Here is a 13,589-nt window from a genome sequence, read left to right as displayed (position 1 = left end):
GTTAGGAGTTGAATTAATATTAAAAAAAGCTTGCTTGCCATTTTTGCTTGCCTGTCTATTTCAGCAGCTCCCTATTGCGTTTTAGCACAGCCGCTTCAAGGCACAGAAACTAAATATAGACAAATGACCTTACGTCCAATAACCACAGATGTAATGGTAATTGCTCATCGCGGGGCATCTGCTTATGGACCTGAAAATACACTGGCAGCCTATAAGCAGGCCATCATGATGAAGGCCGATTATGTGGAATTCGATTTGCAAATGACAAAGGACGGTCATTTGGTTACCCTCCATGATGAAACCTTAGCGAGGACCACCAATGCAGAGGCATTTTTTCCAAATCGTGCACCATGGCGGGTAAAGGATTTTACGTTAGAAGAGATCCGCCGACTGGATGCTGGATCATGGTTTAATAAGACATATCCTGCTCAGGCAAAAAAAGAATTCATCGGGCAGCATGTCCCCACCCTGGAGGAAGCAATTAACTTTGTCCAACAGCATGGAAAAGGAGAAGTTGGTCTTTATATAGAAACCAAAGCACCGGGTGTTTATCCAGGCATGGAAGAGAATGTAATTGAGATCTTAAACAAAACAAACGTCCTCGATAACCGGAAGCTTTTCCTCGAATCATTCAGTGAACAGAGCCTTCGTAAATTGAAAAAACTCGCCCCTCAGGTAAAGTTGGTTCAACTTTATAAAAGAGGTATGCTTGCAGGTAAAAATGTATATCAAGAATTCAAACGAGTTTCGGAATATGCAGCTGGTGTAGGTCCTAGTAAGGAACTGGTTGGCCGGAAGCTGGTTAGAGCCGCTCATCAGTATTACCTCCTCGTCCATCCATGGACTGTCAACACTCAGGACGATATGGTATCCTTGCTTTCGCTTGGAGTGGACGGTCAATTCACTAATAATACCGACCAACTTGTGGATTTACTGGAAAAGCCATTTATTTCACACGGAGTTGCCAACGGGGATATAACGAACACCTCAGCCATTTTATGGGTCCGTACCAATGGAAACACAAGAGTTCGTTTTGAAATTTCAACGGACAATCACTTTAACAGCCATACGATGGTTAAAACGGGCCATGCCGATGAATACCATGATTTTATAGCAAGTGTAGAATTTATCGGATTAAAGCCTAGTACAAAATATTACTACAGGGCTTATACGGTCTCCAGCAAATACATTATAACCGGTTCGTTTCAAACACTACCATAAGCACGGGGACGGTTCTCATGCTTCTGAAGCATGAGAACCGTCCCCGTGTTTCCATTATTCCAAACTAGAAATGATTTGTTTAAAAAGCTTCTTAAATTGTTCTCGATCTTCTGCTGTAAATGGCTTGGGGCCTTTGGTTCGCTTGCCGCCTTTTCGAGCCATTGCACTTAGGTATCGCGTTTGTAATAATTGATCAATGTTTTCATTTGTGTAACGAAATCCTTTATGGTGAAGGACTATATTTCCTTTGGCTAATCCTAGTGATGCAAGACCGTAATCCTGCGTAACAATTATATCCCCAGTCTCCGCCAGCTTCATAATTCGATAATCGGCTGCATCGGCTCCAGAATCCACATAAATAGTTTCCACTCCTGATGGTTGCTCCGCATTAGAAAAATGAGAAAAGCTCGTAACAAGGATAACCGGAATTTGTGCACTCCTTCCTTCAGAAATAATAATATCTTTTACCGGACAAGCATCTGCATCAACATAAACTTTCATCTTTATCTCTCCTGTAAATCTAGTTAATCTCTAAATATTTTTCCCTAAAATCCATATAAATAAGCACAGGGACGGTTCTCATGCTTCTTAGAGCCGAGAACTGTCCCTGTGCTTCACTTATATTTTATTAGGAATGCTTAGATAATACGTGCAGTAACGATTCCTTCGATTTGACAAATCTTCTTAGCCAATCCTGGAATTACATCCCCGTTTACTTTGTCTTCGATGTCAATCATCGTATAGGCAAATTCGCCACGGCTTCTGTTCACCATGTCAGCAATGTTTAGGTTATAGCTAGAAATGGCTAATGTGATCTGCCCAACCATATTTGGTATGTTTCTGTGGAAAGCTGCGACACGACGTTTTCCTGTGTAAGGAAGCTCAGCATTTGGGAAATTAACTGAGTTTTTGATGTTTCCTGTTTCCAATAAGTCCTTCACTTGGCGAGCTGCCATAATCGCACAGTTCTCTTCTGATTCTGCTGTTGACGCACCAAGATGAGGAATTGAAATGGTATTTTTCATTTTTAAGACAGTTTCATTAGGGAAATCTGTAATATATCTGCCAACAGTTCCTTCTTCCAATGCAACGGCCATGTCGACTTCATTCACTAACTCACCACGTGAGAAGTTTAAAATTTGAACACCCGGCTTCATTTTGCTAAATGATTCTTTATTAAACATCCCTTTGGTGTCGTTGGTTAAAGGAACATGAACAGTAATATAATCAGACTCAGCAAATAACTGATCAATGGTCATCGCTCTCTGTACATTACGTGACAAATTCCATGCTGTATCGACAGAAATGAACGGGTCAAACCCGATAACATCCATATCTAAATCAAGGGCATCATTTGCTACAAGTGCTCCGATCGCACCTAAACCAATAATACCAAGTGTTTTTCCTTTAATCTCTTTCCCAACAAATTGTTTCTTGCCTGCTTCAACTAGCTTTGGCACCTGATCTCCTTCGCCTTCTAGCGTCTTTGTCCATGCCACACCTTCAAAAAGGTTACGGGAAGATGCCATAAGACAAGTTAACACCATTTCTTTTACTGCATTCGCATTGGCACCAGGTGTATTAAAAACAACAATCCCTTGCTGTGTGCATTTTTCAACCGGAATGTTATTGACACCCGCTCCAGCACGAGCGATCGCTTTTAGATTAGAACCGAATTCTAATGAATGCATATTAAAGCTGCGGACAACAATTGCATCAGGATTCTCACTGTCATTATCAACTGCAAAATTACCTTTATTAAATACCTTTAGGCCGCTTTCTGCGATATTGTTTAATGTTTTAATTGTTTTCACGTTGTCGATAACTAGTGTGCTCATCTTTATACCTCTCTTTAGATAGGATAGTTTATGAAAATATTAAAATACCTAATTCATCCTTACATTGTACAAAATTTCACAATTACAAAATTATGGAATACCGCCTCCTATTATACAGAAAGAGGTAAGGGAAACAATTCTTCCCTTACCTCTGCCCAGGCGAACGGCTTCGACACTATGTGCTCCCTCACGGTTATCCGCGTTTCGCCAGTCACACATAGCCTTTTAAATTTATTTTTTATTTTAACAAATTTTCTAATACTTTTCAATTGTAAAATAATCCTTTGAAAAATTATTATCTAAATTGTTTACAAATGTGCAAAGTGAATGATTCGGGTTTCAGCAATTATTCTATTTATTTTTTAGCATCTCAAAAACCTGCTCTACATCTTTATCGCCGCGTCCTGATAAATTTACAATCAGCACATCATCCTCTGTTAATTCTTTTGCTAGTTTAGAAGCATAAGCTACTGCATGAGAGCTTTCTAGTGCTGGAATAATGCCTTCTGTCTTACTAAGTAATAGAAAAGCATCTAACGCTTCTTGTCCAGTAACTGTTACGTACTCGCCTCTTCCACTTGTCTTCAAGTAGCTATGTTCTGGTCCAATACCAGGGTAATCGAGACCAGCTGCAATCGAATAGGTTGGTTTAGGGTCGCCATTTTCATCTAATAATGTCAAACATTTAAAACCATGGATAACTGCTGGTACCCCTTCACTTAAGCTTGGGGCCTCCGCTGGTTCTACTCCAATGAGGCGGACATCTTTTTCTTCAATATAGTGGGCAAATGCACCAATTGCATTACTTCCACCGCCTGCACAGGCAACGACCGCAGTTGGCAGCTTCCCTTCTTTTTCAAGGATCTGGCGTTTGGATTCTTCACTAATAATCGACTGAAAATGTTTAACCATTGTTGGATACGGATGAGGGCCGACAGCCGAACCTAATAAATAGAAAGTATTTTTATAGTTTTGGATTAAATCTCCTAATGCTTCATCAACAGCATCCTTTAAACGGCCTTGTCCCTTTGAAACAGGAACAACTTTTGCACCAAGTAATTCCATGCGAAAAACATTTAGTGCCTGGCGTTCGGTATCTAACTTGCCCATATAGATAACACATTCCATTCCAAACATGGCACATGCTGTTGCCGTTGCAACGCCATGCTGACCTGCGCCTGTTTCTGCAATGATTCGCTTAACTCCCATTCGTTTGGCTAGTAAAATCTGCCCGATAGCATTATTGATTTTGTGGGCTCCAGTGTGATTTAAGTCTTCTCGTTTTAAGTAAATTTTCGCGCCGCCTATTTTTTCCGTTAAATTCTCTGCAAATGTTAAGGGATTTTCTCTCCCGATATACTCTTTTAAATAGTATTTATATTCTTCAATAAATTCAGGATCATCCTTATAGCGCAAGAATTGTTCTTCTAAAACGTCCATGACTGTCTGCAAATCCTCTGGAATAAAACTGCCTCCAAATTCACCAAAATAACCTTTCTCTACACTTACTCCATCCATGCTCATCTCGTCTCCTTCTAAACTATATTTTGTATCAGTTAACTGATAACCGAATATTCTAACTATTATTTTAACAGTTTCCTCCTTTCCAGCAAACTGTTTTTATTTGGATATAATAAATCAGTGCCATAAAATAAATCTATAATAGAAAAAGTACCTTTTGGAGTTCCAAAGGTACTTTTAATTAATAGTTATTCAGTAAACTTTTTAAATATCAATGTAGCATTGTGTCCGCCAAAACCTAATGAATTAGAAAGTACAACTTGTACATCTTTTTGTTTTGCCACGTTAGGGACATAATCTAAGTCCAGTTCTTCATCAGGTGTTTCATAATTTATGGTTGGAGGAATGATACCTTCCTTGATAGTTAATAGAGAAATAATAGCTTCGATTGCCCCGGTTGCTCCCAACAAGTGGCCTGTCATTGATTTTGTCGAACTTACAGAAAGCTTATAGGCATGCTCTTTAAACACTTCTTTGATGGCTAATGTTTCATACAAATCATTGTATGCAGTGGAGGTACCATGTGCATTGATATAGTCCACTTCATCCGGTGTAATTCCAGCATCCTCTAACGCTAACTTCATTGCACGCTGGGCGCCTTCCCCTTCAGGCGCAGGTGTCGTAATATGGTGAGCATCCCCTGTCGCCCCGTAGCCGATGAGTTCTCCATATATGTGAGCACCACGAGCTAAGGCATGATCTAATTCTTCTAATATGAGGATTGCAGCGCCTTCTCCAATGACAAATCCATCACGATTCTTGTCAAAAGGCCGGCTTGCTGTGCTTGGATCTGGATTTTTTGAAAGTGCGGTCATATTAGAAAAACCAGCAACGGTCATTGCCGTAACCGTAGCTTCAGTTCCGCCGGCAATCATCATATCCACATCTCCCTTTTGAATCACGCGGAATGCATCACCGATGGAATTTGCTCCGGATGCACATGCGGTCACCGAACAATTGTTAATCCCTTTGGCACCTAGTTCAATAGAAACTTGGCCTGCCGCCATGTCAGGAATAAACATAGGAATGGTAAATGGATTAACCCTTCTTTGCCCTTTTTCAATAAATTTTAGATGCTGTTCCTCGAATTCTCCTAAACCGCCGATACCGGATCCAATCCAAACACCGACTCGTTCAGGCTGAATATCCTTACCAATTTGAATGCCAGCATCCTGAACAGCCATTTTACTTGCAGCGACAGCGAACTGACTATAACGCCCCATTCTTCTAGCTTCTTTTCTATCCATAAATGCTCCCGGAGAGAAGTCTTTTACCTCTGCTGCAATTTTGACATCCACTTTTTCCACATCAAATAATGTCGCAGGACCAATCCCAGAAACCCCATTTTTTATGTTATCCCATGTAGTTAAAGCATCATTCCCTACAGGAGTGACCGCTCCAATACCTGTAATCACTACTCTTTTCATGTAAACTCTCCCACCCGTTTGATAATAAAACCGTTAACAAATCTCTTATCCTTCATCTTTATATTCTAACTAAATAAGAGGTGTTGGACAAATTGATTTGTTTGAGAGACCATGGAAGCAAGGAATTGATCACACAGTAAGAGCCAGAGGATAAACCTCTGGCTTTTACTTCGTTGCATGTAAAATGTTTACTTTTCTATCCCTAATTTTTGCATTTTCCGCAATAAGGTTGCATGGCTTATTTGTAAACGGGCAGCCGCCTTCCGAATACTCCCTTCAATTTCAAGTGCCTGTCTAATTAATTGACTCTCAAACTCACCCACTTGGGACTCCCACGAACTAATAGACACAGGTTTTGCTTGGATATATTCAGGAAGGTGAGCTGATAAAATGTATTCAGCATTAGTACTTATGCAAAGCTTTTCAACCAAACTCCTTAATTCAAGGATATTTCCGGGAAAGGGGTAATTTTTTAAAATTTCTAATGTCTCACTTTTGAACCATTTCTTTATTTTGTATTCCTTACAGTAATAGTCAAGGTAATGGTTGATTAATGGTAAGATTTCTTCCGGCCGGTTGCGTAATGGAGGAACCGAAATATAACCTATATTCAAACGATAGTAGAGCTCTTCACGAAATTTCTTTTCCTTAACGAGTTGAAAAAGCGGAGAAGAAGAGCTTGCAATAATCCGTATATCTAACTTTTTGGTCCAACTTCCTCCTGCCCTATCATTTTCCCGATCTTGTAAAAACCGCAGTAACTTAACTTGTATTTTTGGACTCAATTCACCTACTTCATCAAGAAAAAGTGTTCCCTGATTAGCTGACTCAAACAAGCCAGGCGATACACGGTCTGTTCCAAATAACTCATTATCAGACACCTGGTCCGAAATAGAACCACAGTCTATTTTAACAAACGGCATATTGGACCGATTGCTAAAACTATGAAGTGTCTCTGCGACCATTTCCTTCCCCGAACCTATTTCTCCCTCAATTAAAACGGTAGAAGGAAAATTTGAAAAACGTTTGACCATATCATATAAGGCAATACTTAATGGGCTTTTAATAATATAAGAGATATCCAAGATAGCCTCACCTCTACATTGGTTCAACTTTAAGAAATCCAAAACAAAATTGAACCGCATTTATTAACTTAAAATGTTCATAATCATATTATTATGGTTTATTAACGTACCATTGTCAATAAAAGAAAATAAAAACAGTTGAAAAAAGTAAAAATATTTTGTATATTAAATAAAAATTAACTATCAACGGTTCATAATTGAACAGAAGGGAGAGTGTGCTAGATTGAGAGAAGCTGATTGGCAGCATCATATTCAACAAATGGCGCGGGATTACCAAATTCATACAGTACGTATGTCGCTAAATGATAACTCTAATATCGCCCGGGCAAGGTACATTCCAGTGCAAAAGTTCTTAGAAATGGGAACAAGTGGACGTATTTCCTTTCCATCAGTGCTATTTTCTATGGATACTTCTGAAACGGTACAAACAAAGGTTGGAGCAGGATTTAGCGGGGGATATCCAAGCTGGGAAATCCAACCGGATTACTCAACATTTGGCCCTCTCCCCTATAAAACCGGAATAGCAAGGCTGATTGGGGATCTTTACAAAGGGGACGGCACACCGATCGAAACAGCTCCACGCTACGTGTTAAAGCGAGTTCTAGAAGAATATAAAAAATTGGGCTATCGAGTTTATGGAGCTTTCGAATACGAATTTTACGTCTTTAAAGAAACTGCAGAGGGGCTGGAACCGGCATGGAAAGGATTACACTGTTTTTCTGAAACGAAACAATCGCAAGTGGAAGATATATTTGTTTCCTTGTTGAATGGTCTTTCTGAAATGGGAGCTGGACCTGAAGTAGCCAATACGGAGTATGGTTCGGGACAATTTGAAGTAACTCATTCCCCATTTTGGAATTTAGAAATTGCTGATATGGCTTTTTACTACCGGACAAGCATTAAAGAAATTCTACATGCTAAAGGCTATAAAGCCACTTTCATGAGTAAACCGATCAATGATATGAGTGGAAGCGGTGCCCATTTAAATTTATCCATTCATAATGAAAAAGATCAAAATTTGTTTGACGATGCATCAGCACCGGATGGCTTGTCTGATTTTTGCCGGTGGTTTATCGGCGGTCAGCAACAGCATGCCCGTGCTTTATGTGCACTCGTGAATCCGACAGTTAATAGCTACAAACGACTTAAGCCGTATTCTTTTGCCCCATCGACGAACACTTGGGGTTATGATCATCGCGGAGCAATGATCCGCATCCCGGGGCAAAGGGGAGTGAATACCCGATTAGAGCACCGTTTATCTGGAGCAGATACCAATCCTTATTTATCCCTTGCCGCTATTTTAGCTGCAGGCTTAGACGGGATTCGTAACAAAATAGAGCCAACTTCGCCACTACAAAATCAGGATGCCTATCATTCGGATTTTGAGCCGCTTCCAAGGTCACTTTGGGAAGCCATCAATGTTCTTACAATGGATACATTTTTTAAAGAAATGCTCGGGGAGTCGTTTATGATGGATTATCTTACCCTGAGACAGGCAGAGTGCGAACGTTTCATGTTCCACGTAACCGATTGGGAAATACAAGAATACCAGGATATTTTTTAACAACAATAGTGGAGGTTTAGTATGTATCGAGTAGAGAAAAAAAATTTAGTTTACGCTATGTCTGATAAAAACAAACCAGCTCTTTATGCAGAGAATGGTTCAACAATTGTGTTTGAAACCTGTGATTGTTTTGAAAATCAGATTACTTCTGCAGACACACCCTTTAATGAATTAGATTGGGACCGAATCAACCCCGCAACTGGACCTGTCTTTGTAGAAGGAGCAGAGCCAGGAGATATTTTAGAAGTAAAAATAGAAAAGATTCAATTAGCGGATCAAGGTGTTATGGTGACTGGGCCAGGACTTGGGGTGATAGGTGAGGAGTTAAGCGAGAATGTGATTCGAATCGTTCCCATTCGTGATGGAAAAGCGATTTTCCTAGAAAAAATCGAACTGCCTATGAACCCGATGATTGGTGTAATTGGAACTGCTCCAGCTGGGGGAGAATCGATTTCTTGCGGCACACCTGATAAACATGGTGGAAATATGGATTCAAAAGTGATTACAGAGGGTACCACGCTTTATTTACCCGTCAATGTAGAAGGTGCCTTATTAGCACTGGGAGATCTGCATGCTGCTATGGGAGACGGAGAGGTTTCCGTTTGCGGGGTAGAGATTCCAGGAGAAGTTACCGTTACCGTTAATGTGATCAAAGGAAAGCAATGGAAAGTCCCTATGGCGAAAACAGAGCATGCACTCTATACCATTGCTTCGGAGAAACTTCTCGATGATGCGGCTACGACGGCAACAAAAAATATGGTGGATTTTTTGGAAACAGAAGCTGGCTTAACCAAACATGATGCGATCGCTTTACTAAGTATTGGGGGAAATTTACAAATTTCACAAGTGGTTGATCCACTGAAAACCGCTCGCTTTGAATTACCTTTGTCCATTGTTCGTCAACTCAAAATAACCATTTAAGGAACTGGGGGAAAAGAACATGTCATTAGAGAATTTCGGTTACAAGCAGGAATTAAAGAGAGCACTTACCTTTTGGGATTTATTGATTTACGGGATGATTTTCATGGTACCCATTGCTCCTTTTGGCGTTTACGGTTATATTGCTGATGCTTCTAAGGGAATGGTAGCTTTGGCGTATATGATTGGGATGGCCGGAATGATCTTCACGGCTTTGAGTTATGCAAGAATGTCCGAAGCTTTCCCAATTGCTGGCTCGGTGTATGCCTATGCCCAACGAGGAATCAATGACAAGGTAGGCTTCCTTGCAGGATGGGCTATCTTGCTTGATTATATCCTAGTTCCTGCACTTTTATATCTCGTTAGTGCCGCGGCCCTAACCGCATTAATCCCGTCTATCCCAATTTGGGCATGGCTGATTCTATTTATCTTAATTAATACTGTTATTAACGTTTTTGGGGTAGAGTTTACCGCAAAAGCCAATAAGATTATCTTAATCTTGGAATTTATCGTATTAGGAATCTTTATCGTTGTCGGTATCGTAGCTCTGTCTCAAGGAGTTGGAAACGGACATTTAACTACAAAGCCTATTTTTAATCCAGGCGAATTTAATTTATCGCTGGTAATGGGGGCAGTGTCTATTGCTGTATTGTCCTTCCTGGGGTTTGATGGTATTTCCACAATGTCTGAGGAAGTAAAGGGAGGCAGTAAAGTAGTAGGTAAAGCTACCATTTCAGCCCTTCTTATCGTAGGTGTGTTATTTATTGTCCAGACTTGGGTAGCCAGTGACCTTGGGGCCGGCTTAAGTTTAACCAATCTAGACACAGCCTTCTACGTGATCGCAGGAAAAGCTGGCGGAGCCTGGTTAAAGAATTTAACCATTATCGCTACGGCCTTCTCTTGGGGAATCGCAAATGCACTTGCTGCTCAAGCAGCTATTTCAAGAATCTTGTTTTCTATGGCACGTGACCGTAAATTGCCTGCTATCCTTGCAAAGGTTCATCCGAAGTTTAAAACCCCCTACATTTCTACGATTCTAGTTGCAACTGTATCGTTAATTGTTGGGTTAATCTTCCAAAGTAATATTGGTGTTCTAACTAATATTGTTAATTTCGGAGCATTGACAGGGTTCCTGGTCCTCCATGTATCGGTTATTAATCATTATATGATTCGCCAAAAGTCAAAGCAGTTTGTTCGGCATCTAATTCTTCCGCTTATCGGATTCCTTGTCATTGGATATGTAATGAAAGGAATGGATATAACTGCAATTAAACTTGGGGTAATTTGGGTTATTATTGGTGCTGTTTATCTATTCATTATAACTAAAGTATTTAAGGCATCAGCCACTTCACTGGATATTTAATAATCGCAAGAGAAATTAACTAGAGCAGTCCAGTCCCATAAGTCTAAAATTAGACCCTGGGCTGTCTCTTTTTCTCTAGAAAACCTTATCTTAAACATAAAAAATAGCAGCACCGTCCAATATGAACGTCGCTGCTATTTTTATGGTTTCATTGACTGCCAGCTGTCAAAATGGTGAACAGCTACACCACTATACCCAGATGTCCCGGCATAAAAGCTTTCTACCTTCGCCAGCTCCTGGTTCATATAAGCTTCTCCTTCTTCATAAAAGGAAATGGATTCACCTTCACTTGTCTCTCCTGTTTCTACACCAACGACTAGCTGCTTATTATAATTACCTGCAAGGGCAATTTCATTTTTTACAAGATCAATGATCATTGATGCCGAATCCCGATAAGCCATAATTGTAACGCTATTTGTATTAGCTATTACCCATTCAGCTAATGTTCCTCTTCCATATGTGTTTTTATAGGCAGTTTCATCAAACCAGAAGGGAATGTCTGCTTCTAGCGGCACAGCTAAAACAGCAGCACTGCTTTTTGCTTTCAACAATAGGGCTTGATATGATTTTATGATTCCAGCCTGGTTGGTTGACCAGCCGCTGTATAAATAGGGCTCCACATCTAAATGGACACCAGCAAACTTTTGGGAAGAAGATGATCCATTTTGGTACGTTTTTAACCAATTCATCAATAGGTCTAGGTTTCTATCCACTTTTGGAGCTACCCAGTTAGGTCCACCATCAAGTGCGTAGATTTTGATTCCTTTGGCAGAAGCTTTCTCGATAAAGCTTCGGTAAACCGTTAGCGGTATCTCACGATCTATTTGCAAATATACCTTGTTTACGTTTTTTCCTTCGAGAAAGGCAAGAGTACCTGATTCATCATTCACAAGTTTCCACGGATTCCACAGCCAGGTAGCCAAGGTTTGCGCCCCGGATGCTTTTGCACTCCCTCCAAAGCCCCCCGAAAAAATAGAGAAAAAGACAACTGCTGAAATGACTAGTTTTTTCACAAGTTAATCCTCCATTCTGTCACCCATGGCTCACAGAATGGAACCTGGCAACCTCTATTATACACGATTTTGAAAGCATGGGGACGGTTCTCCTGCTTCCAAAAGCAGGAGAACCGTCCCCATGTTCACTCTATATCTTTTAGATCTAAAAATTCACTTATTCTTTTAACATGGCTTTCTTTTTGATAGGTCCGGTATAAATTGCTAGATAATCGAATAGGGTCGCCAAAGAAGTATCTTTCATAGTGAGTTTGCCGTGTACCAAATGAACTCATGGTTAGGTCCCATGCCAGACGAAATATCTTAACACGATCCTCGGCATTCATAGATTTGGCTTGTAGATACTGGTCTAATTCTGGTCTTATTTCTGAATTAAAAGATTTCTCGGTTGGTAATGAAACCATTCCACTAGCTCCGATTAATTGAATAATTTCGCTGAAACGGGGATAAATCTTAGGAAAAGTGTTACATGCAATCTGCAACGGAAGCGTACTAGGACGCATCAGACCCCACTCATCTATTTCTGCATCGTTTTCCGACTTCTCAAGTAAGGCCTTCATTGTTTCAAGACCAATCATGATTTCAGATAGTTTTTCCTGGATATGTTGATACTCACTAACATTTATCGTTTGGACAAGAAGTTGAGCAACACCCAGAATAAATTCTATTTTTACGATTTGCCTTGTGACCACTTGATGGTAAGCAAAGGTGTGGAAGGAACTTAGATTCATGAAGTCATTAGCCGCTTCGACATTGTCGTAATAAAATACCCGGTCCCATGGTACTAACACATTTTCAAAAACAACAATAGAATCCATTTCCTCATATCTTGAACTAAGGGGATGATTAAAAGAGGATTCTCCTCCTACAAATGATTCTCGGCAAATAAATTTTAATCCTTCTGTATTAGAGGGAATGGAGAAGGCAAAGGCCTCATCGGGATCTAAAAATAACCTTGGAGCGGTAATCACCAAAACCTCATCCGTCAAACCACCTTGAGTCGCAAGCAAGCGGGCACCTTTGATAACTATTCCCTTTTCATTTCTATCAATCACCTTAGCGGAGATCGGCTGGTCGGATAATTCCAAATAGCCTTGAGCACGATTGACCTGGGGGGTAATAAAAGTATGTGTGAATGAGAGGTCTTGCTCCATTGCCCGTTTGTATAAGGCTTCTATGTTCTCAGGAAAACAATTTTCCCTCCCCTTTAAAAGAGAGGCAGAGGAGGCAAAGCTCATAACAGCTGTGTTCATATAGTCCGGACTTCTCCCCATCATCCCATGAGTAAACCGCGCCCAGTGTTCGATCATCCTTCTCCTTCGCTTTAAATCCTCTTTTGTTTTTGGCTGCAAATAGGAGATTCCTACAGGTTCTTCTTTATCCGGTAGAAAGAAAATCATCTCCTCTTTAAGCTCGGGATCATTTTGTAAATCATAAAGGGATGCCTTGGACTTCATGATCCCTTTAAAGGCAGGATGCTCTGAAATTTCACCCTTAATTTTTTCACCATCATACCAAACTTCATTTTTCAGCCTATTTAAACGTTCAATAAACTCTTTTCCGTTAATGATTCCCATTTTCCCCCTACTCCCTTATGTGGCGTACTCTAAAAAACGTACTAGCTCAGCTAGTATCATTT

General features: G+C 40.3%; 11 protein-coding genes and 1 riboswitch. Of the genes, 4 read left to right on the top strand and 7 right to left on the bottom strand.

Annotation, left to right across the window (positions count from 1 at the left end; all coding sequences use genetic code 11):
• Positions 1-30 precede the first annotated feature (30 nt).
• Positions 31-1,221, top strand: a complete 1,191-nt coding sequence (locus tag CVD27_RS13600) for a glycerophosphodiester phosphodiesterase (RefSeq protein ID WP_257984357.1) — start codon at positions 31-33, stop codon at positions 1,219-1,221.
• Between the two features lie 54 nt (positions 1,222-1,275).
• Here CVD27_RS13600 and CVD27_RS13595 read toward each other — a convergent pair whose 3' ends face one another.
• From CVD27_RS13595 to CVD27_RS13575, 5 genes are all read right to left on the bottom strand, one after another.
• On the bottom strand, positions 1,276-1,722 hold the full coding sequence (locus CVD27_RS13595) for a YaiI/YqxD family protein (RefSeq protein ID WP_101648450.1): 447 nt from the start codon (positions 1,720-1,722) through the stop codon (positions 1,276-1,278).
• A 137-nt stretch (positions 1,723-1,859) separates the two neighbouring features.
• Positions 1,860-3,059 (bottom strand): phosphoglycerate dehydrogenase, encoded by a 1,200-nt coding sequence (locus tag CVD27_RS13590; protein WP_101648449.1) that lies wholly within the window; start codon positions 3,057-3,059, stop codon positions 1,860-1,862.
• A gap of 146 nt (positions 3,060-3,205) precedes the next feature.
• A riboswitch (ZMP/ZTP riboswitch) is annotated at positions 3,206-3,284 on the bottom strand.
• A 126-nt stretch (positions 3,285-3,410) separates the two neighbouring features.
• Positions 3,411-4,577 carry a tryptophan synthase subunit beta gene (gene trpB / locus CVD27_RS13585; RefSeq protein ID WP_101648448.1) on the bottom strand — a complete coding sequence of 389 codons (1,167 nt, stop codon included), beginning with the start codon at positions 4,575-4,577 and terminating at the stop codon, positions 3,411-3,413.
• A 191-nt stretch (positions 4,578-4,768) separates the two neighbouring features.
• On the bottom strand, positions 4,769-6,007 hold the full coding sequence (gene fabF / locus CVD27_RS13580; RefSeq protein WP_101648447.1) for a beta-ketoacyl-ACP synthase II: 1,239 nt from the start codon (positions 6,005-6,007) through the stop codon (positions 4,769-4,771).
• A gap of 188 nt (positions 6,008-6,195) precedes the next feature.
• Positions 6,196-7,092 carry a sigma 54-interacting transcriptional regulator gene (locus CVD27_RS13575; protein WP_180960276.1) on the bottom strand — a complete coding sequence of 299 codons (897 nt, stop codon included), beginning with the start codon at positions 7,090-7,092 and terminating at the stop codon, positions 6,196-6,198.
• A gap of 223 nt (positions 7,093-7,315) precedes the next feature.
• Between CVD27_RS13575 and CVD27_RS13570 the strand changes: the two genes are divergently transcribed.
• Genes CVD27_RS13570 through CVD27_RS13560 form a run of 3 tightly spaced genes read left to right on the top strand, consistent with a single transcriptional unit; the run spans position 7,316 to position 10,937 of the window.
• Entirely contained in the window at positions 7,316-8,656 is a 1,341-nt protein-coding gene (locus CVD27_RS13570) for a glutamine synthetase family protein (RefSeq protein ID WP_219621311.1), read from the top strand.
• Positions 8,657-8,677: 21 nt separating this feature from the next.
• Positions 8,678-9,577, top strand: a complete 900-nt coding sequence (locus CVD27_RS13565; protein WP_101648445.1) for an acetamidase/formamidase family protein — start codon at positions 8,678-8,680, stop codon at positions 9,575-9,577.
• Between the two features lie 19 nt (positions 9,578-9,596).
• Entirely contained in the window at positions 9,597-10,937 is a 1,341-nt protein-coding gene (locus CVD27_RS13560) for an APC family permease (RefSeq protein ID WP_101648444.1), read from the top strand.
• Between the two features lie 140 nt (positions 10,938-11,077).
• Here CVD27_RS13560 and CVD27_RS13555 read toward each other — a convergent pair whose 3' ends face one another.
• Both CVD27_RS13555 and hpaB read right to left on the bottom strand, forming a co-directional pair.
• Positions 11,078-11,950: an amidase gene (locus CVD27_RS13555; protein WP_101648443.1), complete on the bottom strand. Its 873-nt coding sequence runs from the start codon at positions 11,948-11,950 to the stop codon at positions 11,078-11,080.
• 125 nt (positions 11,951-12,075) lie between these two features.
• Positions 12,076-13,527 (bottom strand): 4-hydroxyphenylacetate 3-monooxygenase, oxygenase component, encoded by a 1,452-nt coding sequence (hpaB, locus tag CVD27_RS13550; protein WP_101648442.1) that lies wholly within the window; start codon positions 13,525-13,527, stop codon positions 12,076-12,078.
• Positions 13,528-13,589 lie beyond the last annotated feature (62 nt).

This window comes from Neobacillus cucumis (assembly GCF_002860255.1).
Classification (GTDB): Bacteria; Bacillota; Bacilli; order Bacillales; family Cytobacillaceae; genus Neobacillus; species Neobacillus cucumis_A.
This window is presented reverse-complemented; position numbering and strand designations above follow the sequence as displayed.

Bases quoted from the DNA above. Each gene is read 5' to 3' on its own strand.
- hpaB (WP_101648442.1), bottom strand. From the start codon at position 13,527: ATGGGAATCATTAACGGAAAAGAGTTTATTGAACGTTTAAATAGGCTG.
- CVD27_RS13595 (WP_101648450.1), bottom strand. From the start codon at position 1,722: ATGAAAGTTTATGTTGATGCAGATGCTTGTCCGGTAAAAGATATTATT.
- CVD27_RS13590 (WP_101648449.1), bottom strand. From the start codon at position 3,059: ATGAGCACACTAGTTATCGACAACGTGAAAACAATTAAAACATTAAAC.
- CVD27_RS13565 (WP_101648445.1), top strand. From the start codon at position 8,678: ATGTATCGAGTAGAGAAAAAAAATTTAGTTTACGCTATGTCTGATAAA.
- trpB (WP_101648448.1), bottom strand. From the start codon at position 4,577: ATGGATGGAGTAAGTGTAGAGAAAGGTTATTTTGGTGAATTTGGAGGC.
- fabF (WP_101648447.1), bottom strand. From the start codon at position 6,007: ATGAAAAGAGTAGTGATTACAGGTATTGGAGCGGTCACTCCTGTAGGG.
- CVD27_RS13560 (WP_101648444.1), top strand. From the start codon at position 9,597: ATGTCATTAGAGAATTTCGGTTACAAGCAGGAATTAAAGAGAGCACTT.